The sequence below is a fragment of the Bradyrhizobium sp. USDA 3256 genome, assembly GCF_054058275.1.
On sequence record NZ_JBSSAE010000002.1, the window covers coordinates 7,167,358 to 7,194,220 of the forward strand.

The following is a 26,863-nucleotide window of genomic DNA, read 5'->3' on the forward strand; positions in this document are numbered from 1 at the left end:
CCTAACCAATCATGCGCTGCGGCAGCCAGGTCGCGAGCAACGGGAACAAGATCAGGATCACCAGCCGGATCAAATCGGTGATGACGAATGGGAGCACGCCGACAAAGATCGTCGACATGTTGACGTCCTTGATCACGCTCTTGATCACGAACACGTTCATGCCGACCGGCGGATGAATCAGGCCGAGCTCGACCGTCATGACGATGATGATGCCGAACCAGATCGGATCGAAGCCGAGCGCGGTCACCACCGGAAACACGATCGGCACGGTGAGGATCACCATCGCCATTGCGTCCATCAGGCAGCCGAGCACCAGATACATCAGGAGGATCAGCGCCAGCACGCCATAGGGGCCGATGCCGAGCCCGGTGAGGAATTCGGTGACGTGTTGCGGCGTCTGGGTGATGGTGAGGAAATAGCCGAAGCAGAGCGCGCCGATCAGCACCGTGAACACGGCGGCGGCGGTGCGCGTCGCCTGCAGCAGCGATTGCAGGATGCCTTCCCTGGTCAGCTTGCCGCGCAGGATACCGATGATGAAGGCGCCCACCGCGCCGACCGCGCCGGCTTCGGTCGGGACAAAGAAGCCGCCATAGAGCCCGCCGATCACGAACAGGAACAGCAGCAGCGGCGACCAGACGTCACGTAGCGCGACGAAGCGCTCGTGCCACGACGCCTTCTTTCCCGCCGGCAGGAAGCCGGGCCGCGTCACGCCGATGATGCCGATCGTGATCATGTGCATCAGGATCGCGAGCAGGCCCGGCACCACGCCCGCGATGAACAGCTTGCCGATGTCCTGCTGGGTGATGATGCCGTAGACCGCGAGCACGGTGGACGGCGGCAGCATCGCTCCGAGCGTGCCGCCGACCGCGATCACGCCCGCGGCGAATGATTGCGGATAGCCGAAGCGGCGCATCTCGGGATAGGCCACGGCCGAGAAGGTCGCGGCGGTCGCGACCGACGAGCCCGAGATCGCGGCGAAGCCGCCGCAGGCTGCGATCGTCGCAATGCCGAGCCCGCCCTTCCAATGACCGACGAAAGTGTTGGCGGCGCGGAACAGCTCGCGGCTGATGCCCGAGACCGACACGAAGGCGCCCATCAGCAAGAACATCGGGATCACGCCGAAGGAATAATCCGTCACCGTGCGCATCGTGGTCTGGCCGACCAGCTTGAGCGCCGGCGCGAAGCCGGTGAGATAGCCAAAACCGGTGATGCCGACGAGGCCCATCGCCATGCCGACGGGGACACGGAGCAGCATCAGCACGAACAGGCTGACAAAGCCGATAACGGCGACGGTCTCGGGACTGAGGTCGAGACTCATGGCCGTCTACTCCGCGGTCTTGATCTTGGCATCATGGATATCTTCCGGATGGAAGATCAGGCGGTAGGTGCGGATCGCGATCAGCAGCACCGCGGAGACGTCGCCGATCCACGACACCAGGAAGAACGGCCAGACCGGCACGCCGAGATCCATGGTGACGATATGGCTGTTCCTGGTGTCGATCACCTTGTCGACCAGCGTGTAGGTCTGCACGCTCACCACGAACAGCAGCACCAGCGTCGCGAAGATGTCGATCCAGCGCTGGTAGCGCGGCGAGGCGTTGGCCCAGACCAGATCCACGGTGATGTGGGTGCCGCGATAGCTCGTCGCCGCAATGCCCCAGAAAATCAGGATGCCGAGCAGGAACTGGCCGAAATTGTAGTAGTCGGGGATCGTCACCGCGAAGAATTTTCGCATGAACACCGCGGTGAAGGTGTTGAGCGCGACGACGCCGACGAAGAAGGCCGCGACCCATTCGATCGAATCGATGAAGCGATCCATGAAATTCTTGCGCGCCGGCTCGGGTGGGCCGGTGATGACGCCGTCTTGGGAAACTTCGGAATTGGCAGCCATGCTTCGAGATCCCACCCCGCGTCATGGCCGGGCTTGTCCCGGCCATCCACGTCTTCGTTACCGTTCAGCAGTAAGGCGTGGATGCCCGGGACAAGCCCGGGCATGACGGCCTCATTTGCCTCGGCAGCGCCTTAAATCCCCGCCTCGAACTTCTTCAGCGTGGCCTGCAGATCGGCATCGACCTTTGCCGCATCGCCGCCGGCCTTTTTCACCGCCTCGGCCCAGCTGTCGCGCAGCGGCTTGACCGCCTTCTTCCATTCGGCGAGCTGATCCGAAGTCAGCGGATAGACCTCGTGGCCTTCCAGCGCCTTCATCTTGGTGCGGCCATTGGCTTCGAAATCGGTCCAGGGGTCGGTGACCTTGGAGGCCCATTCCGGCGTGCAGTGGTCGTCGATCACCTTCTTCTGGGCAGCCGACATCGAATTATATTTGGCGAGGTTCATGTTGTAGGTGAACACCGTCGAATAGAGCGGCACGTCCATGTGGTACTTCACCACCTTGTCGATGCCGAACAGGAAGATCGAGCCCCAGGGGAAGGTGATCTCGTCGGCCACGCCGCGCTCGATCGCATCGCGCGATTCCGGCGCGGAGGCCTGCACATTGGTGCCGCCGAACATCTTCACCATCTCGCCGATGGTGCTCTGCGCGGGCCGCACCTTGACGCCGGAGAGGTCGCTCGGCAGCACGATCTTCTTCTTGCCGTGCAGCGCACCCGGATCGTGGATGAAGGCGAAGCACAGCTTGGTGTCCTTCATCTCGGTCGGCGCATATTTGTGGTACCACTCGTTCAGCGCCAGCGTGCCCTTCTTGCCGTCGGAGAAGGTGAACGGAAGCTGGCCCGCGGCCGCGATCGGGAAACGGCCGGGCTGATAGCCGGGATTGACATAGGTGACGTCGGCGATGCCGTCGCGCGCCATGTCGTAATGGTCGAACGCCTTGCCGAGCTGCTCGGACGGAAACACGGTGACTTTGATGGTGCCGCCCGATGCCTTCTCGATGTCGGCGGCCCAGGCCTGGGTCGCCGGCACCAGCGGATGCGCCGGCGGCACCCATAGCGACACCTTGAGATTGACGGTCTTGTCCTGCGCGACAGCAGGTCGCGCAGCCGGCACGATGGCGGCGGCCATCAACACCGCCAACACTGTTTTCCTCATCACGTCTCCTCCTCTCCAGGGCGAGCTTGGTGCCCGGCCTCATTACTTAACATGTTATCTAATTCAGACGGATATTCAAGACGAAATCCGCCGGGCGGACGCCTCGTCGCACCCTCCGCCCCGGTCCCGCGCCGCCGCATCTTGCGCTGCGGCGAATGCGCGTCCCGCGCAAATCCACCTTGCCAAAACCGTTATATGATATAGTTGCCTTGGCAAGTTGACGGCGCTCGCCCCGGCGCGGGCACCAGCTAAAAGCCTATCCGATCGGGAGGACAAGGTATTGCGGACAAAAGTAGCAATCATTGGTGCAGGTCCGGCCGGACTGTTGCTTGGGCAACTACTTCATGCTTTCGGCGTAGACAACATCATTCTTGAGCGGCAGACCCCGGACTATGTGCTGGGACGGATTCGCGCCGGGCTGCTCGAGGAAGGCACCGTGTCGCTGCTCGAGAGCGTCGACGCCGCTGCCCGGCTGCACCAGGAGGGCCTCGTCCATCACGGTCTCGAACTGGCGTTCGGCGGCGCGCGGCACCGCATCGACCTGCATGGCTCGACCGGCAAGACCGTGACCATCTACGGCCAGACCGAGGTCACGCTCGATCTGATGAATGCCCGTAAGGCTGCCGGCCTGACCTCGATCTATTCAGCGGCCAACGTCAAGCCGCTTGATTTCGACACCGATCATCCGCGCGTCAGCTACATCAAGGACGGCGTCACCCACGAGATCGCCTGCGACTTCATCGCCGGCTGCGACGGCTTCCACGGCATCAGCCGCGCCAGCGTACCGGCGTCGGCGATCACCAGCTACGAGCGGGTGTATCCGTTCGGCTGGCTCGGCATCCTCTCGGAGACGCCGCCGGTCTCGCCGGAACTGATCTACAACAACCATGCGCGCGGCTTTGCGCTGTGCACGATGCGCTCGACCCACCGCAGCCGCTATTACGTGCAGTGCCCGCTCGACGATCACGTCGACCAATGGTCGGACGATCGGTTCTGGGACGAGTTGAAGCGGCGGCTCGACCAGAAGGCCGCCGACGAGATCGTCACCGGCCCCTCGATCGAAAAGAGCATCGCGCCGCTGCGCAGCTTCGTCGCCGAGCCGATGCGGTTCGGCCGCATGTTCCTGGCCGGCGACGCCTCGCACATCGTGCCGCCGACCGGCGCCAAGGGCCTCAACCTTGCCGCCAGCGACGTGCATTATCTGTCGCAGGCGCTGCGCGAATATTACGACGAGAAATCCTCCGCCGGCATCGATGGCTATTCGGCGAAAGCGCTGGCGCGGGTCTGGAAGGCGGTGCGCTTCTCCTGGTGGATGACCTCGATGCTGCACAAATTCCCCGACGAGGGCGAATTCGCCGCGCGCATCCAGATCGCCGAGCTCGATTACCTCGTCAGCTCGAAGGCGGCCTCGACCTCGCTGTCGGAGAATTATGTGGGACTGCCGTTCTGATCACCGACTGCCGGCTTCGTCATCCCGGCGCAAAAGCTTTGCCGTTGTCGCTGGAGGTGCTGGCGCAGCGAGCCTCGAAAGATGCACGGCACGGCCGGTGGCCGTCGATCCTTCGAGATAACGGGACGTGATGCCTGGGCTTAGGCGGCCGCCACGGCCGGCTTCGGCATCAGCCAGGCCAGCACCAGCGCGATCAGCAACAGCGCCGGGACGTCGCCCAGCAGGTGACCGCGCTCGGCCTCGTCACTGACCGCCTGCACGGCCATGATGCCGCCATGCACGACGCTCGACCACACCGTGAACCAGATCAGGCTGCGGTGCTGCAGCGGATCGCGCGCGGCGAGCAGCAGGAATACCCCGAGCGTGGCGTAGATGCCGACGATCATCATCGGGTAATGCGAATGGCCGTGCCCCCAGGACCAACCGGACGGCCAGAGCTGGAACAGCGGATAGACAGCGAAAATCGCGATCACACCGACCACGACGAGCGCGATGCGAAGATAGGTCAGGCGGGTCTCGGCCGACATGATCTCTCCTCATGCCATGGACGCGGCGCGGAGCATGTCACAAACTGCGGCCGGATGCGCGTGAACTGCGTCACGGTTGGGAAGCGGCCGCGATGCTGATATTGTATCCCGCACCCGGCGCGAGCGAGCTTCAAACAGCCGTGCAAATCCCGTTTAAAACTTTGTAGGCGGTGAAACCGTCATCGACATCGCGTTCAATGGCATCAACGCAACGTCATATGCGAGCTTCAGATGACCACCGATACGCAAGTCGTGCCCGACAATCCCCAAGATGTCCCTCAAGGCTTCGAGCCGCTGTTCCGCAAGAGCCCGCTCACCGAGCCCTGGGAGCCGCTCTACCAAAAGAAGACCGAGCGTGCCGTCATCATCGGCCTGCGGCTGGCGAGGCCGCATACCAACGGCCGCGGCCTGATCCATGGCGGTCTGATCGCAGCCCTTGCCGACAACGCGATGGGCTATAGCTGCGGCCAGGCGACCGGCTGGACCACCTCGTTCGTCACGATCTCGCTCGCGGTCGATTTCGTCGGCTCCGCCAATGTCGGGCAATGGCTCGCGATCGAGAGCGACGTGATCAAGACCGGCAGCACGATCTGCTTCGCGCAGAGCCTGATCAAGGCCGACGGCGTGACCATCGCGCGCGCCAGCGGCACCTTCCGCGTGGTGCCGAAGAAGCCGCCGGTGAGCTAGTCGAAATACCAGTCGGTGATCTCGGTCACGAGATCGATGAAGGTCCGCACCTTGGCCGACAACAGCCGCGTCGTCGGATAGACGACGTGGATCGGCACCGCCGGCTGCTCGAACTCGGCGAGCACGATCTGGAGCCGCCGCGCCTTCAGCGATTCGGCGGCCTGATAGGCCATCACCCGGGTCAGTCCGCCGTCCTGCTCGGCGTACTGGATGGCGGCGTCCGAGCTGTTGCTGGTGAAGCGCGGCGTAGGGGTGATGCGGACTTCGCGGCCATCCTCCATGAAACGCCAATCCGGCGTCGCGGTCATGGCGCCGAACTGGATAGTGTCGTGGGCGGTGAGGTCCGCCGGTCGCTTCGGCTCGCCGCGACGCTTGAGATAGCCGGCCGACGCCACCACGATGCGGCGCATCCGGCCGACATGCCGCGCCACCAGCGTCGAATCCGGCAGGTGCCCAAGCCTGACCGCGAGGTCGACGCCGTCCTCGACCAGATTGATCCTGCGATCGGACAGCCGCAGATCGACGCCGACGCCGGGATAGCGCTTCAGATAGGCGCTCACCACCGGGCTGACATGGAGCCGCCCGAAGCCGAACGGTGCCGAGATCACCAGCCGCCCCTCGGGGCGGGTGCGCTCGTTCTCGACCGCGTCCTCGGCCTCCTCGACATCGGCGAGGATCCGGCGCGCCCGCTCCAGATAGCGCGAGCCGGCGTCGGTCAGCGTCACCTGCCGCGTGGTCCGCTGCAGCAGCCGCGCGCCGAGCCGCTCCTCCAGCGCCGCGATCAGCCGCGTGATGGCGGACGGCGACAGGCCGAGCTTGCGGGCGGCGGGGGCAAACCCCTCGAGGTCCGCCACCGCGACGAAGGCCTGCATGGCGTCGATCCGGTCCATGGCACTATTGCATAATTGGCAACAGTGAAGTGTCAATGCACAAGATTGCTTACGATCTAGGAATGTCCATCTTAAGCAGTGAGGACAACCGCTTAAGGCGCCCGTCACGGGAGGCACCGATGTCAGATGGTCACAGCTATCCGAGCGACGTCGCATTCAGTCCGGCGGTGAAGGCGATCCAGACCCGCAAGGGCTCGCGCGCCACCTACGCCGAGGTCGAGGCGCATGGCGGCTGGCGCAGCGAGATCGACGAGAACCTCGTCGGCTTCCTCAGCGAGGTGAACAGCTTCTATCTCGCGACCGCATCGGCCGACGGCCAGCCCTACATCCAGCATCGCGGGGGGCCGAAGGGCTTTATCAAGGTGCTCGACAAGCACACCATCGCGTTCGCCGATTACAGCGGCAACCGCCAGTTCATCACGCAGGGCAATCTGTCGGAGAATGCGAAAGCGTATATCTTCGTGATGGATTATGCGCACCGCCGCCGCGTCAAGCTGTGGGGTGAGGCGAATGTGGTGGAGGACGATCCGGCGTTGACGCGCGCGCTGATGCCGCAGGGTTACCGGGCGCGGCCCGAGCAGGTGATCCTGTTCAAGGTCGCGGCGTGGGACACCAACTGCCCGCAGCACATTCCGCAGAAGTTCGACGCGGCCGATGTGGCGGCGGCGCTGGCCTCGCGCGACCAGCGCATCGCCGAGCTCGAGGCGGAGCTCGCCGCATTGAAGGGCCAGCCCGCTCCTGCCGCGCCGGCCCAGGCATGATTCGGAAAAGTGCGAAGCGGTTTTCCGGAAGGATCATGCCCCGAACTAAACCTAAAGCGCGATCGCGCTTTAGGCCGCCTGCTGCTGCAGCGGCGCCCAGGCGAATTCCGGATAATATTGCCGCATCATCCGGCCGACATAGGCGGTGAGATTGTCGAACTTCTCGGTGCGCTCGCGCAGCGGCGAATCGAAGAACGGGGTGAGGATTCCCGCCAGCGCGCCGAACGCGGTGGCATCGGTGCCGCACGGCGCATCACCCATCAGATACGGCTTGTCGCCGAGCTGGACCGCCAGCGCGAACAGCGAGCGGATCGCGAGATCGACGTCTTCGTCAGGTCCGTGGCGGCCAAGCCCGCTCAGCAGATAGTTCTCGGCAACGCGGAACTGGGCGTCCTCGCGCATCTTGTCGCGCATATGGTCGGGCGCGCCGTCGAAGAAATGCGCGGGCCCCTTGGCGAAATTGGTATCGTCGACCCATCGCGCGCCGACCAGCGCCCAGTAGACGTGATGTTCGATCATGCGCTCGAAGGCCCAAGCCTGGGCGCGCGCCTGCAGGCTGAGCGGCGCGTCGAAATCGAAGCCGTATTTGCCCTCGATATGGGCGCGGATGAAGGTCGAATCGGCGATCGTCTCGCCATCGTCGGCGATGAACGGCAGCTGGCCCTTGGGAGAGGCCGGCGGCATCGCCTTCTCCTTGCGATAGTCGAGCCCGGCCATCTTGAGCTGGACCTCGGTTTTGGTCACGAAGGGGCTGATTTCCGGCAAGCCGAAGCCCGTGCCAAAGCCAAAAAGCGTAATCATATGAAGCTCCCGATCGCCTGTGGTCGTGAATTGAAGCTAGCCGTCCCCTGCTGCCAGCATGGTGTCAGCAGTAGTGGCATTCACTGTCGAACGGGCCGACGGGTGCGAGGCGGCGAACCGCCTCGCGAACGCGCTTGACCAGCCGTGCCCGCCCGTAGGACCAGACCGTGCTGATCGACTGTGCGATCAGCGCGACCAGGGCCCAGCGCAGGTCGCCGGAAGTGGAGTAGACCGTGACCAGCTGTTCCAGCGCAAAGCCTTGCGCCTGCCGGAAACCGAGTTCGTCAAGATTCGTCATGGACAAATTCCCTTCACTTGAGGTGTTGTCCTGATATAGCCCCCACCTGCTGCCAACATGCTGTCAGCAGTAGCCGGCCGGGGCCCAGAAAAGCCTGCGCACCGAGAGAGACGAGACCCGTCAAGACACTCGTCAAGACGGCTGCCGAAACAGCTACCGAGACACTCGACCAGACACGTGCCAAGAGAGCGATCGAGAGAGTTGCCATGAGACGCGCCGACCGGCTGTTTCAGATCATCCAGGTGCTCCGACGCACCCGTAAGCCTTTGACTGCCGATGCAATCGCAGCCGAGCTCGAGACATCGAAGCGGACGATCTATCGCGACATCGCCAGCCTTATCGAGCAGCGGGTGCCGATCCGCGGCGAGGCCGGCATGGGCTACATCCTGGAGAAGGGATTCGACCTGCCGCCCTTGATGCTGACACCCGACGAGATCGAGGCCTGCGTGCTCGGCGCGCAATGGGTGGTCGGCCACGCCGATCCGGCGCTGGCGCGCGCGGCCGAGGACCTGATGGCCAAGATCGCCGAGACCGTGCCCGACCGGCTGCGGCCGTTCGTGCTTGAGCCGGCGAGCCGGGCCCGCTCGGCCTGGAACCGGGAGCCCGACCGCATCGACATGGTCAGGACCCGCAGCCAGATCCATGAGGGCAAGAAGATCACGCTGAACTATCGCGACGAGCATGGCCGCGATAGCGAGCGCACGATCTGGCCGATCGCGGTCGGCTATCACGAGGCGGTGCGGCTGCTCGCCGCCTGGTGCGAGCTGCGCAAGGATTTCCGCAGCTTCCGCACCGACCGCGTGGTCACGGCGGTCTATCACGACGAGAAATATCCGGAGCGGCGCGACCTGCTCAGGGCGCGCTGGCGCCGCAGCCTGGTCTGGGAAGCGCCGAGGGACACCTGATGGCTGACAACGCGACCGACGCAGCCGACGCAAACCCCTGCCAGTCCTGCGGCGCCTGCTGCAGCTATTCGGAGAACTGGCCGCGCTTCACCATCGAGGACGACGCGCAGCTCGATCTGATCCCACCGCAATTCGTCAACGCGCGACAATCAGGCATGCGCTGCGAGGGCGATCGCTGCTCGGCGCTAGCGGGCCGGGTCGGAGAAGCAACGCGCTGCGAAGTCTATGCGGTGCGGCCGGAGGTATGCCGGACCTGCCAGCCGGGCGACGCGGAATGCGCGATGGCGCGGCGCCGGCACGGGCTGCCGCTCATCGCGAGCGCGCAGCCGATCTGACCAGACGTTACGCCGTGACCCTGTCGCTGACGTCCTCGTCGTCGAGCTCGTCATCGACGATCGGCGCGAAGGTCGTCAGCGGCTTGGTCGACAGCGTGATCGGCTTGCGGCCACCATGCGAAACGGTCGCGGCGCGGGCCGGCTCGCGCGACAGCGCGTAGAGCGTCGAGCCGACACGGCCACCCGAATTCGCCAGCTCCCACTCGCTGCAGCTCGAAGCAATCGCCACCGCGAGCGCGTGCAGATGGCTGCGGCGATAGCAGAACAGCGCGAGCCTCGCCCTGACGTCGGGCGCGACATTGGCAACCAGCAACGAGAGCCCGTTCGGATTGGCGCGGTACATCTGGCCGAGCAGATCGTCGGCAACCGGGCAGGCATCGTTCTCGAAGGCGTCGCGGCTTGAAAACATTTGCAAATCCCCCTCGATCGGGAAGATGCCGCGTAATCCTCTAACGAAAGGTTAACCACGGCTTCCGGTCGCTTCCGGAGGGCCTTGCCCGTTGCGCGCGAATCACATCCGCCCGCGTCGCGGGCATCTGGATTCCTGGTCCCAGGATGTGAGGAAAGGCGCGCGAAACCCGCTCAGTTCGCGGCCATATAGATCGACAGCGCGAAGCCGGTGAGGTGGTGCAGCGCCTGGTCGACCCCGATCAGGGTCCAGAACCAGGGATGGCCGGATTCCAGCGTCACGCCGAAATGCGAGGCGCAGATGCCCTTGGCCCGATCGACGATGATGTGGATCACGAAGTCGATGAAGGCGACGTACCAGAACCGCGGCGCCACCACCAGGATCAGCGCCAGGGCAACCGCGAGATGGACCAGGCAGTGCGCCAGCAGCGGCAGCGCCCAGCCGGTCTTCTGATCCTTGCCGATCGCCATCCAGGCGTTCTGCAGCATGAAGTCGGCGATGATGTGCTTTGCGGTGAGAAGCAACATCCATCCCACCAGGGCACCAACCGACACCGACGATGACATGGAAGGAAACAACAAGCTGACGCCCTTTTACTTCGATGAATGTGATTGCAAGAAATCCGGGTCAGGCCGTCAGCACAATTGCGCAGACCGAAGCGTGTCTCATTTATGACATCTCCGACGGCGGAATGCACCTGCGCCTCCTCGAAAATCACATCTCGGTCCGACGGTCGATAGTGGCAATGGTCATGTGGCATCGCGGCGCAGGCCGGCCGAGATTAAGGTTACGGCCGGCAGCCGGTTTGCATTCCCCCCGGGGAGGTATATCGTCGGCAACATAGGAAATTTTCTTTCTTTTATAGCCATTTACGGATTCACCGGGCAGCGCCGCGCCGATCGGGTTACGGCAACGGGCCGTCCCGGACGGGTGACGAGCCAGGTAATCAGCCATGAGTGCCGAAGCCCCCTCGCCTGCGCCGATGCCGCCGCGCCCACCGGTCGCCAAACCGGTCGTCAAGACCAACCGCGCGCAGATCATCATCTTCACCCTGCTGACGCTGCTGCTGAGCGCGGTCACCGTGATCGGCGGCCGCCTCTGGCTGCGCAATTCCGAAACGCTGGTGTTCGCGGTCGGCGATGCCAAGGGCCCGGAGGCGAAATTCGCCGCCAAGCTCGCCACCGTGCTGAAGAACAATTCGTCACGGCTGCGGCTGAAGATCGCGCCGAACCCCGACAACGCCAAGGCGCTGGCGCAATTCGATCGCCGCGACGCCTCGCTTGCCATCCTGCGCACCGATGCAAGGGTGCCGCCGCGTGCCCGCGCCATTGCGATCCTCGAGCATGACGTGGTGCTGGTGCTCAGCCCCGGCGGCAAGAAGATCAAATCGCTGAGCGAGCTCAAGAAGAAGCGGATCGCGGTCGTCGGCGACGGCGAGAACAGCGTCAATTTCGTCCGCAGCGCGCTCGAGATTGCCGACAGCCCCGACGCGGCGCAGCGGGTACAGCAGGCGCCGCCGAACACACCTTTCGACAAGCTGTTCGCCTCCGGCTTTGCCGCCGTGATCGCGATCGAGCATGCCTCGAAGATCGTGAAGGACAAGACCTACGAGCAATATGCCAAGCGCGCCGGCGGCTTCACGCTGAATTCAATCGACGCGGCCAAGGCGCTGGCGCGCAAATACCCGGCGATTTCGGAGGAGACGGTCTCGACCGGCATGCTGTCGTCCTCGCCGGCGATCCCCGATGACGAGGTCGACACCATCGGGCTGGAATGGCTGCTGGTCGCGCAATCCTCGATGTCCACGACGACAGCCGCCGAGCTCGCGCGCATCATCTATGAGAACAAGTCGGAACTCGCGCTCGACGACCGCTTCGCCTCCAAGATCGAGCCGGCGGCGACCGACAAGGACGCCTTCATCGTCGCCCATCAGGGCGCCGCCGAATACATCAACGACGATACCAAGTCGTTCATGGATCGCTACAGCGACGTGATGTATCTCGGCGCCGCCGCGCTCAGCATCATCGGCTCGATCTTCGCCGCGATCTACACCAAGATCACCCGCGTCGCACCGGAGAAGGCCAGCGAGCTGGCGGGCAGGATCCTCGACATCGGCGAGCGCGTCGAGCACGCCACTTGCGCCGAGCATCTCGACGAATTGCAGGACGAGCTCGAGGCGATCCTGCGCGGCGCGGTGACCGGCCTGCGCGACGGCACCGTTTCCGGCGACGGAATGGACACGTTCAAGCTCGGCTACGAATTGGTCCGCGACGAGATCGCACTGCGCCGCGATCACCTCAAGCGCCACCCGGCGACGCCGGATGAGAACCTCGTGGTGGTGAAGGCGGCGAATGGGTGAAACCAAGCCGTTGGTCACGCCACAAATACAACTGTCGTCCCTGCGGTCGCGCCACATGCACCACTGTCGTCCTGGCTTTCGCCAGGACGACACCGCCTATATTGAACGGCCGGTGAACCATACATCCGCGCTCTCGCGACACGCAGCGGAGCGGGCTACTACCCGACCGCCGCGTCCGTCGGCGTCGCAGCGGCGCCCTCGTGATCCATATGCAGGTAGTTCGGGTTGAACAGGCCGGCCTGCATCAGCCGCTCGAGATTGGGGACGACCAGGGTCTTTCCCTTGAGCACGATCAGGCCGCCGGCGCGCAATTCCTGCAGCGTTCGGTTGACGTGAACCTTGGAGAGCCCGGTGGCATCGGCGAGATCGCCCTGGGTCAGCGGGAAATCACAGCTGTCGCCCTGGGTCAGGCCTGCGGCACGCAGCCGGAGCCAGATCTCGCACAGCAGATGGGCCATCCGCTCCAGCGCCGTTCGCTGGCCGAGGCTCATGGTCCATTCGCGCTGGATCGCCGCGTTGACCAGGGTTTCCCACCAGAACGCGGTCACGATGCGCGGATGTCCGGCTGCGACCTTGTCGAAGAATTCGCGGGAGAGGTCGGCGATCGACACAGCCGTGACGGTACCGATCGAATGGTCCATCTCGCGCAGGATGAAGACGTTCACATCGCAAATGTCGCCGGGCAGGAAGAAAGCCACGATCTGACGCCGGCCGTCCTCGAGCTGCTTGTAGCGATAGGCCCAGCCGGACAGGATCAGATGGACGTCCTTCGGCTTCTCGCCCTCGCGGACGATGTCGACCCGCGGACCAAAATGGCGGACGCGCTCGGTAGACGCGCGATTGAGAAGGACCTGGTCTACCGGCGAAAGCCGTGCAAACTGCTCCAATTTCCGGACTAGCGACGCCAACGATTGGTCTCCCGCATGTTTAATCGGGCAACTGCAGGACCGACTTCAATTACGTATGTTACCTTGCACAGCTATTGACGTATGTTCACTAGTGTACAGACGTCCCAAGGATGCGACGGTTACATCCCCGAGCATCACACACACCTCGGCTCCCGGTGGGTACCACCGGTGAAATACGGGTCCCCCGCTCAAGGGGACGTCTAAGGGACGTTCAGACGAACGGCACGCCGTAGTAGTCGTTCACCGCGCGCGTGGTGCCGATATCGGACCAATTCCACTCGCGCTCGCTGCCGTATTTCGGCGCGCCGCGCAGCTGGCTCTCGGTGACGCCGGTGACATAGCCGCCCAGCCTCGTGTCGTATTTGAGCGACTGCCAGGGCAGCGGATAATGGTCGTTGCCGAGACCGAGAATGCCGCCGAAACCAAGCACGGCGTAAGACACCCGCCCGCTCTTCTTGTCGATCATCACCCGTTCGATCGAGCCGATCTTGCGCTCGTCGGAGCCATAGACCGCGGTGCCCTCGACCTTGTCGCTGCCGATCAGGTTTCCGACCTCCTTCTCGTCCATCGCCATGTCAATTCTCCATTGATCCTTCGACGCCAACGGTCGACCCGGGTCATCGTTCCTGCCGCATTGCCGCGATTGCTGCAGAGCGGAACGACGTTCAGCCCGTTGGAGGATCGCCGCGGTCGTCCGATGTCATGCCGGATCCCGGCGTCTTGTCGGCATCGTTCAATTTCGGATCACGCGTCGCTTCGCGCGCATTCGACTTTCGCGGGTCGGTCTTATGCGCGGCCTGCGCGCGCTGCTTGTCGGCCGGCTGCTCCTGCCCCTTGTTGTCTTTCACGATGCCCTGATTGGAATGTGCCATTGCTTATGTCCTTCTTGTTTCCTTGGCTGCCTTGCTGGAAGACATGAGGGCCCCGGCGATCAAATTCGCCGAGGCCCGTCACCGGAGTGGTCCACCGCCTTTCGGGGAGCAAAGCAGCGAACGCACGGGTGTTACGCAGAGCGCCGAAGATCGTTCCTGCGATCTTCGCGATCCCAGGTCGCGATCTTGGGTCGCGATTTCGGGGCGCGCGGTTTTTCAATTCGACCGATGTCATGGGTTAACGACGGCGTCCGGGGAACAAGCCTAGTATTGCTGTTCCAGCTCGGAGACGGCATGATCAAGAAGAAGCGCAACAGGTCGCGGCCTCCCGGATCGTTCGAAAACCGCTTGCAGAAATTCGCCGAAGATTCGCGCATTGCGGCGCGCAAGCTGCCGCCGGGACGGGAACGCGAAATGCTGATGAAGAAGGCCAGACAGACCGAGACTGTGATGGAAGTCAGCGAATGGCTGACGTTCCGCAAGTAGCCGCGAGTCGCAAAGGAGAGCTGCGATGATCGAGGAACGGTTTGACTCACGCACGCTCTTCGCCATGAACGCTGCGCTCGATCGCGTTTGCGCAGACGCAGCTCACGGCGAGGAACATGACACCCGCCGCCGCGTTGCCAGATACATCATCAAATGCGCCAAGAGCGGCAGGACGACGCTCTCCGAGCTGACCGAAGCCGGACAGCAGGCGCTGGCCAAGGCCACCGCCGCGGCGGGATAACCGGCGCAACTGCCCTGTTGCCCTCGGCCCTCAGCAGAGGCAGCTACGCATGCGCATTGCGATCAGCATCGGCCTGCTGGCCTTTTTGGCCGCCGTCGGCGCCTACGCCTATGAAGGCCTGACTGTGGACGTCCCGGTGCCGACCTACGGCATCGTGGTGTTCACGATCGGCATTGCGGTTCTGGCTGCTGTTTGCATCGGCCTGATGGGCCTGTTGTTCTATTCCAGCCGCCGCGGCTACGACGAGCCGCCGCACATCAAGCGGTAGGTGTTCTCCGCTTGCGGCGCTATGGGTTGCTTCGCTTCGCGCGCAATGACGCGGGAGCTATCACCGTCACCTTGAGGAGGCCGCAAGGCGGCCGTCTCGAAGGGCGAGGGCCTGTCTGTGGCCGTGCATCCTTCGAGGCTCGCCCAGCGGCGCAATTGCGCCGCAAGGCTCGCACCTCCAGCGACAAAGGCTTCGCCTTTGCGCGGGGATGACGGGTCCAGCACTGAAAATCCCGTTCAATGCGAGCCAACCGCCGGTGCCCGGGCGCGGATCTCCGCGATCTTGCGCTTCAGCGCTGCCTGCCGCGGATCGGGCATGGTGGCGGCGCGCGCTTCCGCAATGGCGCCGGCAAGATCGGGAAGCACGAGCACGCCGTCGAAGGTCGGCTTGGCGAGCCCGTCGATGATCACGTGCCAGTCCGCGATGCCCTGGCGGTAGGGATCGCCGTAACCCTGGATCATGGTCGCGGTCTGCACGACCGCCGGGGCGGCGCCCGGCTGCTTGGTCAGGCTGCGGTCGATCATGTGCAGCCAGCGCTCGACCCAGACGCGCTCCCTGGCATAGCGTCCCGAGAACAGCCGCCAGCGCTTCAGGCCCGCCTCGATCCTGAGCCGGCGAACGCTGAAGCGGTTGTTGGCGCTGAAGCGAATCGAGACCCGGCGACGCCGCCAGCCGAATTGTTCCAGCACGCCGAGCACCGGATCGGCGACCACCGCCGGCAGGGCGTCGATCAACTCGTCAAGGCGAAACTTCTTGACGTCATCGGCCGAGCGCGCCGCAAGGCCGCCCACCGCATTGACTTCGCCGAGCTTGAGCTGCGCGATGCGGATCGCGTCCTCATACGCCATGCGCGCCGCCATCAGGCGGGCGATCTCGGCAAGCAGGGCGTCGTCGACGCCGCGGCGGCCGACGAAGCGCTTGAGCCGGTCGATATAGAGCTGGGCGTAGCTCGTGCCCTGATAGGCGATCAACAAGTCGATGGCCTTGGTGACGGGCGGCCCGAGATGGTCCGGGCAGGCGTCGGGCAGCACCGGCGGCCCCTCGTCCTCATCGCCGATGATGTCGGCAAAGAGGTAACGGAGCGAAGCCAGGAGACCGTCGTCATCCGGCACTGCGGCGCCTCCAGAACTCGTCACGGGGCTCATGCAGGTTTTGGCTCCGCAACCTGTGGGGTCGTGTGCTGTGCAAGTTGCTGCTCGAGCGTCGAGATATTCTGGAACAGACGGGCGCTGGCGAGTCGCAGAAAGTAGAAGCCGAAGGCCGGGTTCTGGACGTAAAGCTGCTCGACCTGGTCATAGGTCACCGACAGCACCATGCCGGTCTCGACGCACTCCAGCGTCTGGGTTCGCGTGTTCGACGGCGACAGCATGCCGAACTCGCCGACGAGGGCGCCGACCGGCAGCTCGATGCCCGATTCGACCAGGCGGAAGCGGCCGCTGACAATGTAGAACATGCTGTCGGCCTTCTCGTCCTTGTAGAACAGGACTTCCCCCGCGGTGCATTTGCGCTCCGTCGTGAACGGCCTGAGCCAATCCATCGACAGGTCGCTGTTGACCGATCTTTTCACGTTGCGGACAAGTTGCAGCATCTGGTGCAGCCGATAGGTGTTCACCGGCAGCAGCACGGCATGCAGAATCAGCGTCGCGTAATTGTGCGTCGGGATCGCGGTCGCGATCAGGATGATGTTGGTCAGGATGGCGAAGACGCGCAACGGGATCATGGTGCGCATTGACAGCGTGGCGACCACGAAAATCGAAGCGAAGAGACTCCCGGCGGCGCCGGCGTGCTGCGCGAGATGTGAGGTATCCATCGGAAACCAGCCAATTCTCAAGAAGTGAATAAGATCGTCTTATTAGTCGCTTCATTCCTGCCCTGGTTTGCCTGCCCGAATCGCCTGCCTAGTCACACAGGAGTCGCAGCGGCGAACCAGCATCCCTGATATACGGGGAAAAAGCGACGTTTTGTCCGATTTCTCACATTCGCGGGCGCAAAATCGGGCCAACATGGTTAGGCCTTTCGTCCAACTGATGGGTCTTTCGCCGCGAGCATCCCGCCATGGCCTGCGCGTTGACGGCCTCAACCGGGAGAGGCACGTTGTGACATCGGCTCCGCCGTTCGCAGGGCCTCAATTCCAGCAGTTCATCGACAGGCAAGCTCCGTTCCGATGTCCAAGCGGCTCGTCCTTCCGGCCTTGACGCGCTTCGTTTCCGCCACCGCCGGCCGCAACATGACCACGGCGGCCTATGTCGCCGTCGCGGCCGGTGTCGCGATGATGACGCTGCTGACGGTCGCGCCGGCCCATGAGGCGGCGCCGCGCTGGGTCGATGCGCTGCTGTGGGCCTGCCTTGCCTATTTCGTATTCGAATGGCTGGTGCGGCTGCGCCACATGGGGCAGCAGGGCAAATTCTGGTTCTACGCGCTGTCGAGCGCCGGCGTGGTCGACGCGATCGGCGCGCTGGCCGTGCCGGTCGCCTTGCTGTCCGGCGTCGAGCCGAAGACCGCCTGGCTGCTCGGCGTGCTCTGGGTGCTCAAGGTGGTGCCGGGCATTCCCGGCCTGCGCCAGCTCCGGCGCGTGCTGGTGGTGGAATCCGGGCCGCTGCTCAGCGTGCTCGTGATCTTCCTGATGGTGGTGTTCCTGGCCTCCGTCGCGGAATATTTCCTGGAGCGGGACGTCCAGCCGCAGACCTTCGGCAGCGTGCCGGCGGCGCTGTGGTGGGCGGTGGTGACGCTGACCACGACCGGCTATGGCGACGTGGTGCCGATCACCCCGCTCGGCCGCGTGGTCGCCGCCATGGTGATGATCTCGGGCCTCGGCGTGTTCGGGCTGTGGACCGGTATCCTGGCGACCGGCTTTGCCGCCGAAACCCGCCGCGACAATTTCTTGAGAACCTGGGAGACCGTCAGCAAGGTGCCGTTCTTCGCGCATCTCGGCCCGGCCGCGATCGCCGACGTCACCCAAATGCTGCGGACCATGGACCTGCCGCCGCGCACCATGATCATCCGCAAGGACACCAATGGCGACTGCATGTATTTCGTCGCCGCCGGCGAGGTCGAGGTCGACCTGCCCGGGCGCAAGGTGAAGCTTGGCGAAGGCGAGTTCTTTGGCGAGATGGCATTGCTCGGCAACGCCAAGCGCGGCGCCAGCGTCTCGACCAGCAAGGTGACCAGGTTGTTGGTGCTTGACCTGGTCGATTTCCGCCTGTTGATGGCAAGGCATCCCGATCTCGCCGAGACCATCGACGCCGAGGCCAAGCGGCGCGAACGTGAGAATCAATAATGATGGAGACCAAGATGGCTGACGCGGCCGACACCGCCAGCGGACCCGTGCTCGAAATCGCGGGCCCGCGCGCAACGATCCGCCTCAACCGGCCGAAGCACCTCAACCGCCTGCAGGCCGAGGATCTCGGCGAGCTGCTGAAATTGTTCGACCGGATCGAGGCCGATCCCGCGATCCGCGTGCTGGTGCTGACCGGAACCGGCCGCGCGTTCTCCGCCGGCTACGACCTCAACTCGGTCGCCGAGCGCGCGGTGAGCGCGAGCGAACAGCAGAGCGCGGGCTCGGCGTTCGAGGTCGTGGTCAACCGCCTCGAGGATCTCAGTGTGCCGACGATCTGCCGGCTCAATGGCGGCGTCTATGGCGGCTCGACCGACCTCGCGCTCGCCTGCGACTTCCGCATCGGCGTCGATACCGCCGAGATGTTCATGCCGGCGGCGCGGCTCGGGCTGCACTATTACAAGAGCGGCATCCAGCGCTACGTCACGCGGCTCGGCGTCGACAACGCCAAGATGCTGTTCCTCACCGCGCAGAAGATATCGGCGCCCGAGATGCTGCGGATCGGCTATCTCACCGCGATGGTATCGCTCGACCTGCTCGACGAGGAGGTCGACAAGGTCGCGACGATCCTGGCCGGCAATGCGCCAAAGGCGATGGCCGGCATGAAGCGCGCGATCAACGAATTCGCCCGCGGCGAGCTGGACGAGGCCGCCGCCGACGCCCGTCACCGCGAGAGCATGCGCGGCGACGAGATCAAGGAAGGCATCAAGGCCTTCGCCGAGAAGCGGGCGCCGCGGTTTTAGCGATTGGTCGCACGGCACACTCCCCTTCATCCTCCCTGGAGGGGGAGGGTCGGGTCACATGGAGCGCAGTGGAATGTGAGACGGGGTGGGGTGATCTCTCAGCACGAACGGTGCCCGAGTGGAGAGATCACCCCACCTCGGTTCGCATTGCATGCGAACCGATCCTCCCCCTCCAGGGGAGGATGAGAGCAGTGCCTCTTCACGCCCGCTTGCTCCGCATCGCGCGGACCTGCGCGATGTCGGGATCCGCGGCGAGTGCCTGGTAGCGCTTGCTGTCGACGGCGTAGAGCGCGATGCGCCCCTCGGCGTCGGCATGGACACCCCAGCCGAAGCGCTTGCCGAGCGGCGAGGCGCGCATGCAGGCCTGGCCGCGCGAGAAGAACGTCTCGCGGGCGAGGCAGCGCGCCTTCTTCGCGGCTTTCGCATCGAGCGCGCGGCCGGCCGCCGACGTCGCGAACACGACGTCGTCGGAGGTGTACTTGTAGGGCGCGCCCGCGATCATCCGGTATTGCAACACGGCGACCGTCGGCTGGCCGCCGCGCAACTGCGGCTCCTCGCCGCGCTGCGCCGGGCAGTCCTCCGCGACGCGGATCAAGGTGTTGAAGCAGTTGGTGCTGTGCAGGACTTTCGCCATCGGCTCGATCCGTATCACACTCCGGCGGCCGCGGCATGATGCGCCGCCATCTCGTCGTCGGCCTTCGATATCCGCTGGAAGGCCGGGCGCGCGGCGATGCGCTCGGCATAGCGGACGAACACGTTCCTTTTCGGCACGATGCCGAACATCATGGTCCAAGAGAGCGCGATGCCCCAGAGGATGTCGGCCGCCGCGATCTCTTCGCCGAGCAGATAGGGCCCCTTTGCCAGCTGCGATTCCAGCGCGCGCAGCATGGTGTCGTAATCGGCATAGGGCGACTGCGTGATCGGCGCGGGCTCGCGCTTCATGAAATGGTCGATCACGGCCGGCTCGAACGATGAACCGTAATAGGCGATCCAGCGCAGATACGGGCCGCGACGCGGATCGTTCAGCGCCGGCGTCAGGCCGGCCTGCGGAAACAGATCGGCGAGATAGATGAATATCGCGACCTGCTCGGTGACCAGCGCGTCGCCGTGGCGGATCGCCGGCACCTTGCCGAGCGGATTGATGGTGAGATAGGCGGCCTTGCGCTGCTCGCCGGCCTTCATGTTCAGGACCCGCAGGTCATAGGGCGCGCCGAGTTCCTCCAGCAGCACGCGGGTGCCGGTGGCGCGGCTCTGCGGCGAATAATACAGCGTGACGCGGTCGGTGGGGGCAGCGGTGGTCATGATCGGGTCTCCTGGCGCCGTCGGGGGCATGGCCTCCTTATGACTGCCTATACCTGACATCTTGTGTCAGGTATGATTTGGCCATGCGCGCGAGCCGGCTGTTTTCCATCCTCACCACCCTGCAGGCGCGGGGGCAGGTCACCGCACCTGAGCTGGCGGAAGCTTGCGAGGTCTCGGTGCGCACGATCTATCGCGACATCGACGCGCTGGCCGCCGCCGGCGTTCCGGTTTACGCCGACCGTGGCGCCGAGGGCGGCTATCGCCTGCTCGACGGCTATCGCGTGCGGCTCAACGGCTTGTCGCAGGGCGAGGCCGAGGCGCTGTTCATGGCCGGTCTCCCGGGGCCCGCCGCAGCGCTCGGCCTCGATGCCGCGATGGTGGCGGCGCAGACCAAGCTGATGGCGGCGCTGCCGGAGAACCTGCGGCCCAACGCGCGAGGGATGCAGCAGCGCTTCCATCTCGACGCGCCCGGCTGGTTCGGCGAGACCGAGGAGCCGGAGCATCTGCGCGCCATCGCCGGCGCCGTGCTGCGCGAGACCATGCTCGAAATCCACTACCAGAGCTGGAAGGCCGAGAAGCGGCGGCGCGTGGCGCCGCTCGGCCTCGTGCTGAAGGGCGGCAGCTGGTACCTCGCCGGCCTCGTCGACGGCAATGTGCGCACCTACCGCGTCGCCCGCGTGCTGGATTGCACCGTGCTGGACACGCCGTTCGCGCGGCCGACCGAATTCGACCTCGCCGCCTATTGGCGCGCCTCGATCGAGCGGCTGGAGGCCGAGCTGCATCCGAACGAGGCCACGGTGCGGCTGTCGCCGCTCGGGCTGAAACTGTTCGATGCGCTGGCCCACCCTTACGTGAAGGCGCGGATGCAGCTCGCTGATGGTACCGACGCCGACGGCTGGCGGCTCGCCACCATGCCGGTCGGCAAGACGGTGTGGCATGCAGCGACCGAATTGCTGCGGCTCGGCGCCGAGGCCGAAGTGGTCGCGCCGCCAGAGTTGCGCGAGAAGATGGCCGAGCTGACGGGCGCGATGGCCGCCCGCTATGCCGACGCGCCGGCCCGCCGCGCTGCCCGCCGTTAATACCGGCTATCGGAGCTGATGACGAAGCGATCGAAAAAATTGACCGGCAGGATCTCGAACTTGTCCAGCGTCAGCGTAATCCCGGTCACGAAGTCGACGCCCTTGATGGTGCCCTCAAGGTCGATCCGCCGGCCGCGGCGCAGGCCGCGGGTTTCCGGATGTTGCTCGATGTCGATATAGGCATAGATCGGATTGTCGAGCCGGGAATGGCGATGCCAGCCGCGCTGCAGGAAGCTGAATTGCAGCACCGAGCCCGCGCCCCAGTCGATCGCGTCGAAGAAGCGGGTCTTCCAGGCGACGGGCTGCCCCACATAATGCGCCGCGATGAACGCGTCGCGCTCGAGCGCAGGCAGACGGTGCAGCTGCCAGCTGATCTCCGCCGGCGTCAGGGAGGCGTTATTCGCCATTGTTGTTCTTGTCGTTTCTTCTTGTAGCTCTTCTTGTCCTCGGCGGGAGGGTGAACCGGCCTTCCCGCCTTGAGGAAACTATACATCGACGAATGTGACAGTATCTTCCACGGTCGCGCGCGACGTGCGGTAGCTGTTCACCTTGTGCGCATGATCGGCATAGCCGAACGAGATACCGCAGACAACCCGGCGATCGTCGGCCAGGTTGAAATGACGGCGGATCAGCCCGGAATGGCGCGCGATCGCCGCCTGCGGGATGCTGCCGAGGCCGAGCGCCTGCGCCGCCAGCATGAAGTTCGAGACATAGCCGCCGCAGTCGATCGCACCATAGATGCCGAGCGGCTCATTGGTGTGGACCACGGCAATGTGCGGCGCGCCGAAGAAATTGTAGTTCTCCAGCGCCTGATTCGCGTAGGCCGGCTTGTCGCCGCGCGCGATGCCGAGCGTATTGTAGAGCTGGAAACCGCTTTCGCGGCGGCGCTCCAGATAGACCCCGACATATTCGCGCGGCGGCGTGAAGTCGTAATCCTCGCCGAGGCCGCGCGACGCCTCGGCATAGATCGCCTTGCGAAACCGCTCCTTGGCCTCGCCGGAGACGATCAGCACCTGCCAAGGCTGGCTGTTGCACCAGGATGCGGTGCGCTGCGCGGTCGACAGAATGTGCTCGATGACCTCGCGCGGCACCTCGCGCGGCTGGAACGCGCGCACCGAGTAGCGCTCGTTGAGCAATTCCTCGAGCGCGCCGATGCGGTCCTCGGTCGGGTAGCGCGGCTTGGTGGTGGCATCCATGCTCAGCGCCCCTTGGTCGGGATCTTGTTGTAGGGCACGTCCTTGTCGACGCGGATGTCGCCGGGCAGGCCCAGCACGCGCTCGGCGATGATGTTGCGCAGGATCTCGTCGGTGCCGCCGGCGATGCGCATCGAGGGCGACGACAGCAGCATCTGCTGGAACTGGCCGTTGGCCTGCTCCTCATCGGTGCCGGCGAGGCTGCCCGCCGCGCCCTCGAGGTCCATCGCATAGGTCGCGATGTCCTGCAGCATCAGGCCGGAGACGAGCTTGCCGATGGAGTTTTCCGGGCCCGGTCGCTCGCCCTTCGACAGCGCCGAGATGGCGCGGTAGCTGGTGTATTTCAGCCCGCTCGCCTTCACCGCCCAGCTCGCAAGCCTGGAGCGCACCGCCGGATCGTCGATCGCAAGACCATCCTCCAGCATCAAATTGGAGCAGAACTCGAACATCTCGGGCACGCCGGTGGCGAGCCGCGCGCCGATCGACATGCGCTCGTTCATCAGCGTGGTCAGCGACACGCTCCAGCCCTCGCCGACCGCCCCCAACCGCTGGCTGTCCGGGATCACGACGTCGGTGAAATAGACCTCGTTGAACTCCTGCATGCCGTTGGCCTGCTTGATAGGCCGCACCTCGACGCCGGGGCTCTTCATGTCGAGGAAGAACATCGTCAGACCCTTGTGCTTCGGCACATTCGGATCGGTGCGCGCGATCAACAGGCCGTAGTCGGAGTAATGCGCGCCTGAGGTCCAGATCTTCTGGCCGTTGACGACCCAGTTGTCGCCCTTCTTCTCGGCGCGGGTGCGCAGTCCCGCGACGTCGGAGCCGGCTGACGGCTCGGAGAACAGCTGACACCAGATCTCCTCACCGGAGGCGAGCTTCGGCAGATAGCGGCGCTTGGCCTCCTCGCTGCCCCAGGCCATCACGGTCGGGCCGCACATGCCCTCGCCGATCTGGAACGGTTGGGTCAGCTTTCCGTAGACGCCCTCTTCCTGCTGCCAGATCACGCGCTCGATCGGGGTGGCGCCGCGGCCGCCATATTCCTTCGGCCAGTGCAGGCAGGCCCAGCCGCCCTCCGCCTTCTTCTTCTGCCAGGCCTTGCCGACCTCGACCATGTCGTGCCTGGCGAGCCGGATGCGGCCGAGCGACGACTTCGAGAGCTCCTCTTCGAACTCCTTCGGCGCGTTGGCCGCGATCCACTTGCGGGCGACGGCGCGGAATTCGGCTTCCTGCGGTGTGTCATCGAAATTCATGGCGGCTCCTTTTCTTTGTCATTCCGGGGCGCGCGCAGTGCGAACCCGGAATCTAGAAGTTATGTCGCTCGAGGTTCCGGGTTCGCCGCTTCGCGCCGCCCCGGAACGACGGTTAAGCTCTTCCCTTGGTCGGGATCTTGTTGAAGGGAACGTCCTTGTCGACGCGGATATCTCCGGGCAGGCCCAGCACGCGCTCGGCGATGATGTTGCGCATGATCTCGTCGGTGCCGCCCTCGACGCGGGTGCCCGGCGCGCGCAGCAGCATCGCCTGGAATTTGCCGGTGACCTCGGCATCCTCAATCCCGCTCAGCGCGCCGGCCGCGCCCTGCAGATCGAGCGCGTAGGTCGCGACGTCCTGGATCATCGAGCCGGCGACCAGCTTGCCGATCGAATTCTCCGGTCCCGGCCGCTCGCCCTTCGACAGCGCCGAGATCGCGCGCATGCTGGTGTATTTCAGCCCGCTCGCCTTGACCGCCCAGTTCGCGAGCTTGGAGCGCACCGCGCGGTTCTCGATCGCGGGGCCGTCCTCCAGCATCAGGCTGTTGCAGAAGTCGAACAGCTCGGGGAAGCCGGTGGCGACGCCGGCGCCGATCGACATGCGCTCGTTCATCAGCGTGGTCAGCGACACGTTCCAGCCGTCATTGACATTGCCGAGCCGCTGCGAGTCCGGAATGCGCACGTCGGTGAAATAGACCTCGTTGAAGTCGGAGGCGCCGCTCGCCTGCTTGATCGGCCTGACCTCGACGCCCGGGCTCTTCATGTCCAGGAAGAACATGGTGAGGCCCTTGTGCTTCGGCACGGTCGGGTCGGTGCGGGTGAGCAGGATGCCGTAGTCGGAGTAATGCGCGCCTGAGGTCCAGATCTTCTGGCCGTTGATCACCCACTCGTCGCCGTGCTTCTCGGCGCGGGTGCGCAGGCCGGCGACGTCGGAGCCGCCGGCCGGCTCGGAGAACAGCTGGCACCAGATCTTCTCGCCGGAGGCGAGCGGCGGCAGATATTTGCGCTTCTGCTCCTCGCCGGCAAACGCCATCATGGTCGGGCCGCACATGCCGTGGCCGATGATGAACATCGAGCTGAGGCGGCCGAACGGGCCCTCCTCCTGCTGCCAGATCACGCGCTCGATCGGCGATGAGCCGCGGCCGCCATACTCCTTCGGCCAGTGCAGGCAGGCCCAGCCGGCGTCGGCCTTTTTCTTCTGCCAGGCCTTTGCGACCTCGAGGATATTGGCGCCCTTGAGCGCAACACGGCCGAGCGAAGCCTTGCGCAGCTCGTCCTCATATTGCTTCGGCGCATTGGCCGCGATCCAGGCTTTCGCCTCGGCGCGGAATGCGGCCTCCTGCGGGGTGTCGTCGAAATTCATGGTGGCTTTCTTTCCGTCATTCCGGGGCGATGCGCAGCATCGAACCCGGAATCTCAATTCCCAACCTCTGGATTCCGGGTTCGCGCTACGCGCGCCCCGGAACGACGAATCGTAGCGTTACGCCGCGTTCTTCTTGCGCATGCGATCGATCAGCGCGTCTTCCCAATAGGACAGGCTGCCGAGGCCGAGCGCCACCGCGTTGGCGCGGCGGTAGTACATGTGGCAGTCGAACTCCCAGGTGAAGCCCATGCCGCCATGGACCTGGATATTGTTCTTGGCGCAGTGCTGGAACGCCTGCGTCGCGCTGATGCGCGCGGCGGCGGCGGCTTCCGGCAGCTCGCCGGCATTGGTCGAGAGCGCCCAGGCGCCGTAGTAGCAATTCGAGCGCGCCAGGGTCGCCGAGACATACATGTCGGCCAGCATGTGCTTGACCGCCTGGAACGAGCCGATCGGACGGCCGAACGCGATGCGGTCGAGCGCATAGTCGCGGCCCATCTCCAGCGCGCGATCGGCGCCGCCGACCTGCTCGAACGCGGTCAATACGGCCGCGCGATCCAGCACCTGGGCGATGACGCTCCAGCCCTCGCCGGCCGCGCCGAGCGGCTCTGCCTTCGCATCCTTGAAGCTGAATTCGGCCTGGCCACGGGTCAGGTCGATGTTGGTGAGCGACTTGACCTCGACGCCGCCGGCCTTGAGGTCGACGATGAACAAGGAAATATCGGACTCGCGTCCGCTCGAGCCGGTGCGCGCGGCGACCACGGCGAAATCGGCGATCGCACCATCCGGCACCGGCTTCTTGACGCCGTTGAGCACACCGCCATTGGCCGTGACCTTGATCGCCTTCGGCGACGGATTGCCCTTGCCCTCGAACAGCGCCAGCGTGCCGATGGCTTCGCCCGCGGCGATCTTCGGCAGCCACTTCTGCTTCTGCGCGTCACTGCCTGCGATCAGGATCGCTTCGGCGGCGAGATAGACGGTGGAGGAGAACGGCACCGGCGCCAGCGCGCGGCCCATTTCCTCCGCGATCACGCAGAGCTCGAGATGGCCGGCGCCCGCGCCGCCGAACTGTTCCGGGATCGCGACGCCGAGGAAGCCCATCTCGGCGAGGCCCTTCCACAGCGCCTTGTCGTAAGGCGCCTTGCCGTCGAGCACCTCGCGCACGGCCTTCGGCGGGCACTGTTCGCTGAGGAACTTCCGCGCCTCGTCGCGCATCTGCTTCTGTTCGTCGGAGAAATCGAAATTCATGGCGCTTACCTTTTTACTTGCTGTCATTCCGGGGCGATGCGCAGCATCGAACCCGGAATCTCGACGTAAGGAACCTCTGGATTCCGGGTTCGCGTGCCCCGGAATGACGTGTTTG

General features: G+C 64.9%; 33 protein-coding genes. 12 read left to right on the forward strand and 21 right to left on the reverse strand.

The genetic code is table 11. The annotated features are described in order from the left end of the window. Position 1 precedes the first annotated feature (1 nt). The 3 genes from ACVWY5_RS35845 to ACVWY5_RS35855 all read right to left on the reverse strand — a co-directional run bounded on the left by ACVWY5_RS35845 (position 2) and on the right by ACVWY5_RS35855 (position 3,045). A complete protein-coding gene (locus ACVWY5_RS35845; protein WP_028336540.1) occupies positions 2 to 1,318 on the reverse strand; it encodes a TRAP transporter large permease in 1,317 nt (438 codons plus the stop codon). 6 nt (positions 1,319 to 1,324) lie between these two features. After that, on the reverse strand, positions 1,325 to 1,891 hold the full coding sequence (locus tag ACVWY5_RS35850; protein ID WP_050382608.1) for a TRAP transporter small permease: 567 nt from the start codon (positions 1,889 to 1,891) through the stop codon (positions 1,325 to 1,327). Positions 1,892 to 2,022: 131 nt separating this feature from the next. Next, a complete protein-coding gene (locus tag ACVWY5_RS35855) occupies positions 2,023 to 3,045 on the reverse strand; it encodes a TRAP transporter substrate-binding protein (RefSeq protein ID WP_028336541.1) in 1,023 nt (340 codons plus the stop codon). A gap of 280 nt (positions 3,046 to 3,325) precedes the next feature. Between ACVWY5_RS35855 and pobA the strand changes: the two genes are divergently transcribed. Then, entirely contained in the window at positions 3,326 to 4,495 is a 1,170-nt protein-coding gene (pobA, locus tag ACVWY5_RS35860; protein ID WP_028336542.1) for a 4-hydroxybenzoate 3-monooxygenase, read from the forward strand. A gap of 140 nt (positions 4,496 to 4,635) precedes the next feature. On the opposite strand, the gene ACVWY5_RS35865 is transcribed toward pobA, so the two are convergent. Beyond that, a complete protein-coding gene (locus tag ACVWY5_RS35865) occupies positions 4,636 to 5,022 on the reverse strand; it encodes a DUF6632 domain-containing protein (RefSeq protein WP_028336543.1) in 387 nt (128 codons plus the stop codon). 231 nt (positions 5,023 to 5,253) lie between these two features. Between ACVWY5_RS35865 and ACVWY5_RS35870 the strand changes: the two genes are divergently transcribed. Beyond that, a complete protein-coding gene (locus ACVWY5_RS35870) occupies positions 5,254 to 5,709 on the forward strand; it encodes a PaaI family thioesterase (protein ID WP_050382599.1) in 456 nt (151 codons plus the stop codon). On the opposite strand, the gene ACVWY5_RS35875 is transcribed toward ACVWY5_RS35870, so the two are convergent. Beyond that, positions 5,706 to 6,599, reverse strand: coding sequence for a LysR family transcriptional regulator (locus ACVWY5_RS35875; protein ID WP_028336545.1), 894 nt, complete (start codon positions 6,597 to 6,599; stop codon positions 5,706 to 5,708). The two genes, ACVWY5_RS35870 and ACVWY5_RS35875, sit on opposite strands and share 4 nt — an antisense overlap. Before the next feature lie 119 nt (positions 6,600 to 6,718). On the opposite strand from ACVWY5_RS35875, the gene ACVWY5_RS35880 reads away from it, so the two are divergent. Continuing rightward, the gene (locus ACVWY5_RS35880) at positions 6,719 to 7,360 is read left to right on the forward strand and encodes a pyridoxamine 5'-phosphate oxidase family protein (protein WP_028336546.1); all 642 of its coding nucleotides are present in this window, start codon (positions 6,719 to 6,721) and stop codon (positions 7,358 to 7,360) included. A gap of 69 nt (positions 7,361 to 7,429) precedes the next feature. Here the strand turns inward: ACVWY5_RS35880 and ACVWY5_RS35885 are convergent, their stop codons facing one another. Both ACVWY5_RS35885 and ACVWY5_RS35890 read right to left on the reverse strand, forming a co-directional pair. Beyond that, entirely contained in the window at positions 7,430 to 8,161 is a 732-nt protein-coding gene (locus ACVWY5_RS35885; protein ID WP_028336547.1) for a glutathione S-transferase family protein, read from the reverse strand. Between the two features lie 64 nt (positions 8,162 to 8,225). Further along, a complete protein-coding gene (locus ACVWY5_RS35890; protein WP_028336548.1) occupies positions 8,226 to 8,459 on the reverse strand; it encodes a hypothetical protein in 234 nt (77 codons plus the stop codon). A 206-nt stretch (positions 8,460 to 8,665) separates the two neighbouring features. Here ACVWY5_RS35890 and ACVWY5_RS35895 point away from each other — a divergent pair, with 206 nt between their 5' ends. Together ACVWY5_RS35895 and ACVWY5_RS35900 are read left to right on the forward strand one after the other, a co-directional pair. Further along, positions 8,666 to 9,364, forward strand: a complete 699-nt coding sequence (locus tag ACVWY5_RS35895) for a helix-turn-helix transcriptional regulator (RefSeq protein WP_028336549.1) — start codon at positions 8,666 to 8,668, stop codon at positions 9,362 to 9,364. Then, positions 9,364 to 9,699, forward strand: coding sequence for a YkgJ family cysteine cluster protein (locus tag ACVWY5_RS35900; RefSeq protein ID WP_028336550.1), 336 nt, complete (start codon positions 9,364 to 9,366; stop codon positions 9,697 to 9,699). Before ACVWY5_RS35895 ends, ACVWY5_RS35900 begins: the two co-directional genes overlap by 1 nt. Positions 9,700 to 9,706: 7 nt before the next feature. On the opposite strand, the gene ACVWY5_RS35905 is transcribed toward ACVWY5_RS35900, so the two are convergent. Both ACVWY5_RS35905 and ACVWY5_RS35910 read right to left on the reverse strand, forming a co-directional pair. Next, the gene (locus tag ACVWY5_RS35905) at positions 9,707 to 10,108 is read right to left on the reverse strand and encodes a hypothetical protein (RefSeq protein WP_016847470.1); all 402 of its coding nucleotides are present in this window, start codon (positions 10,106 to 10,108) and stop codon (positions 9,707 to 9,709) included. 173 nt (positions 10,109 to 10,281) lie between these two features. Then, positions 10,282 to 10,635: a DUF3307 domain-containing protein gene (locus ACVWY5_RS35910; RefSeq protein ID WP_016847469.1), complete on the reverse strand. Its 354-nt coding sequence runs from the start codon at positions 10,633 to 10,635 to the stop codon at positions 10,282 to 10,284. Positions 10,636 to 11,060: 425 nt separating this feature from the next. Here ACVWY5_RS35910 and ACVWY5_RS35915 point away from each other — a divergent pair, with 425 nt between their 5' ends. Then, a complete protein-coding gene (locus ACVWY5_RS35915; protein ID WP_028336551.1) occupies positions 11,061 to 12,467 on the forward strand; it encodes a TAXI family TRAP transporter solute-binding subunit in 1,407 nt (468 codons plus the stop codon). Positions 12,468 to 12,625: 158 nt separating this feature from the next. Here ACVWY5_RS35915 and ACVWY5_RS35920 read toward each other — a convergent pair whose 3' ends face one another. From ACVWY5_RS35920 to ACVWY5_RS35930, 3 genes are all read right to left on the reverse strand, one after another. Beyond that, entirely contained in the window at positions 12,626 to 13,375 is a 750-nt protein-coding gene (locus ACVWY5_RS35920) for a Crp/Fnr family transcriptional regulator (RefSeq protein WP_028336552.1), read from the reverse strand. Between the two features lie 211 nt (positions 13,376 to 13,586). Continuing rightward, positions 13,587 to 13,949 carry a PRC-barrel domain-containing protein gene (locus ACVWY5_RS35925; RefSeq protein ID WP_016847466.1) on the reverse strand — a complete coding sequence of 121 codons (363 nt, stop codon included), beginning with the start codon at positions 13,947 to 13,949 and terminating at the stop codon, positions 13,587 to 13,589. Between the two features lie 91 nt (positions 13,950 to 14,040). Then, positions 14,041 to 14,247, reverse strand: coding sequence for a hypothetical protein (locus ACVWY5_RS35930; RefSeq protein WP_016847465.1), 207 nt, complete (start codon positions 14,245 to 14,247; stop codon positions 14,041 to 14,043). A gap of 186 nt (positions 14,248 to 14,433) precedes the next feature. Between ACVWY5_RS35930 and ACVWY5_RS35935 the strand changes: the two genes are divergently transcribed. The 3 genes from ACVWY5_RS35935 to ACVWY5_RS35945 are packed head-to-tail and all read left to right on the forward strand — an operon-like array spanning position 14,434 to position 15,242. Then, positions 14,434 to 14,733 (forward strand): hypothetical protein, encoded by a 300-nt coding sequence (locus ACVWY5_RS35935; protein WP_244978454.1) that lies wholly within the window; start codon positions 14,434 to 14,436, stop codon positions 14,731 to 14,733. A 25-nt stretch (positions 14,734 to 14,758) separates the two neighbouring features. Further along, positions 14,759 to 14,974 (forward strand): hypothetical protein, encoded by a 216-nt coding sequence (locus tag ACVWY5_RS35940; protein WP_028336553.1) that lies wholly within the window; start codon positions 14,759 to 14,761, stop codon positions 14,972 to 14,974. Positions 14,975 to 15,023: 49 nt separating this feature from the next. After that, positions 15,024 to 15,242: a hypothetical protein gene (locus ACVWY5_RS35945; RefSeq protein WP_028336554.1), complete on the forward strand. Its 219-nt coding sequence runs from the start codon at positions 15,024 to 15,026 to the stop codon at positions 15,240 to 15,242. A 236-nt stretch (positions 15,243 to 15,478) separates the two neighbouring features. Here the strand turns inward: ACVWY5_RS35945 and ACVWY5_RS35950 are convergent, their stop codons facing one another. Both ACVWY5_RS35950 and ACVWY5_RS35955 read right to left on the reverse strand, forming a co-directional pair. Further along, a complete protein-coding gene (locus ACVWY5_RS35950; protein WP_028336555.1) occupies positions 15,479 to 16,354 on the reverse strand; it encodes a DUF6537 domain-containing protein in 876 nt (291 codons plus the stop codon). Between the two features lie 29 nt (positions 16,355 to 16,383). Continuing rightward, a complete protein-coding gene (locus ACVWY5_RS35955) occupies positions 16,384 to 17,052 on the reverse strand; it encodes a Crp/Fnr family transcriptional regulator (protein ID WP_028336556.1) in 669 nt (222 codons plus the stop codon). A gap of 354 nt (positions 17,053 to 17,406) precedes the next feature. Here ACVWY5_RS35955 and ACVWY5_RS35960 point away from each other — a divergent pair, with 354 nt between their 5' ends. Further along, on the forward strand, positions 17,407 to 18,519 hold the full coding sequence (locus ACVWY5_RS35960) for a cyclic nucleotide-gated ion channel (RefSeq protein WP_028336557.1): 1,113 nt from the start codon (positions 17,407 to 17,409) through the stop codon (positions 18,517 to 18,519). A gap of 14 nt (positions 18,520 to 18,533) precedes the next feature. Next, positions 18,534 to 19,319 carry an enoyl-CoA hydratase/isomerase family protein gene (locus tag ACVWY5_RS35965; RefSeq protein WP_028336558.1) on the forward strand — a complete coding sequence of 262 codons (786 nt, stop codon included), beginning with the start codon at positions 18,534 to 18,536 and terminating at the stop codon, positions 19,317 to 19,319. Between the two features lie 199 nt (positions 19,320 to 19,518). Here the strand turns inward: ACVWY5_RS35965 and ACVWY5_RS35970 are convergent, their stop codons facing one another. After that, positions 19,519 to 19,953, reverse strand: coding sequence for a DUF6157 family protein (locus ACVWY5_RS35970; RefSeq protein ID WP_028336559.1), 435 nt, complete (start codon positions 19,951 to 19,953; stop codon positions 19,519 to 19,521). A gap of 14 nt (positions 19,954 to 19,967) precedes the next feature. After that, the gene (locus ACVWY5_RS35975; RefSeq protein WP_028336560.1) at positions 19,968 to 20,621 is read right to left on the reverse strand and encodes a glutathione S-transferase family protein; all 654 of its coding nucleotides are present in this window, start codon (positions 20,619 to 20,621) and stop codon (positions 19,968 to 19,970) included. A gap of 83 nt (positions 20,622 to 20,704) precedes the next feature. Here ACVWY5_RS35975 and ACVWY5_RS35980 point away from each other — a divergent pair, with 83 nt between their 5' ends. After that, positions 20,705 to 21,700: a helix-turn-helix transcriptional regulator gene (locus ACVWY5_RS35980; protein ID WP_028336561.1), complete on the forward strand. Its 996-nt coding sequence runs from the start codon at positions 20,705 to 20,707 to the stop codon at positions 21,698 to 21,700. Here ACVWY5_RS35980 and ACVWY5_RS35985 read toward each other — a convergent pair. The 5 genes from ACVWY5_RS35985 to ACVWY5_RS36005 all read right to left on the reverse strand — a co-directional run bounded on the left by ACVWY5_RS35985 (position 21,697) and on the right by ACVWY5_RS36005 (position 26,748). After that, positions 21,697 to 22,107: a hypothetical protein gene (locus tag ACVWY5_RS35985; protein ID WP_028336562.1), complete on the reverse strand. Its 411-nt coding sequence runs from the start codon at positions 22,105 to 22,107 to the stop codon at positions 21,697 to 21,699. The genes ACVWY5_RS35980 and ACVWY5_RS35985 overlap by 4 nt on opposite strands. Before the next feature lie 78 nt (positions 22,108 to 22,185). Continuing rightward, entirely contained in the window at positions 22,186 to 22,896 is a 711-nt protein-coding gene (locus ACVWY5_RS35990; RefSeq protein ID WP_028336563.1) for a nitroreductase, read from the reverse strand. 2 nt (positions 22,897 to 22,898) lie between these two features. Further along, a complete protein-coding gene (locus tag ACVWY5_RS35995; RefSeq protein WP_028336564.1) occupies positions 22,899 to 24,143 on the reverse strand; it encodes an acyl-CoA dehydrogenase in 1,245 nt (414 codons plus the stop codon). Between the two features lie 112 nt (positions 24,144 to 24,255). After that, entirely contained in the window at positions 24,256 to 25,503 is a 1,248-nt protein-coding gene (locus ACVWY5_RS36000) for an acyl-CoA dehydrogenase (protein WP_028336565.1), read from the reverse strand. A 117-nt stretch (positions 25,504 to 25,620) separates the two neighbouring features. Then, a complete protein-coding gene (locus tag ACVWY5_RS36005; protein WP_028336566.1) occupies positions 25,621 to 26,748 on the reverse strand; it encodes an acyl-CoA dehydrogenase family protein in 1,128 nt (375 codons plus the stop codon). Between the last annotated feature and the right edge of the window lie 115 nt (positions 26,749 to 26,863).